Below are 504 nucleotides of genomic sequence, written 5' to 3' on the forward strand. Positions count from 1 at the left end.
ACCATTGATAACGAACAGCAGCTAAGCCTAACGACTCGTCGATTGTCTAACCACGGTTATCTTCTCTTCGCCATTCAAGACATCACAGAGATTGAAGAGGCGATGAATCGCCAGCGCGTAGCTGGTCGAGTGTTTGAAGCCAGTCAAGACGGCCTTATTGTGCTTAATCACAAAGGCGTCATTACCATGGTTAACCCAGCAGTCACCAAACTTGTGGGTTTAGAAATCGACCAGTTAGTTGGTCAGTCTTTCATTCAAACTATTCGTTGGCGAAAATTACAAGAAATGATGCCGAGTATCATTGAGTCCATTGAAAACTATGGCGTATGGCAAGGGGAAGTGATTGAGCAAAATCACTTAGGCTTACTTGTGCCAATGTTTGCTCGAGTAAACCGCATCGTGAAGTGTGAGGATAACGGTTTCTACGACTTGGTCATTATTCTTACCGATCTCTCCAATGCAAAAGAGATGGAGCGCCTCGAGTATCTCGCACATCATGACGCG

1 protein-coding gene is annotated in these 504 nt (G+C 45.2%); it reads left to right on the forward strand.

The genetic code is table 11. The annotated features are described in order from the left end of the window. Positions 1 to 504, forward strand: a 504-nt coding sequence (locus R8N49_RS30885) for a PAS domain S-box protein (protein ID WP_318190920.1), incomplete at both ends; no start/stop codon positions are given.

The organism is Vibrio sp. 1978, assembly GCF_033344345.1.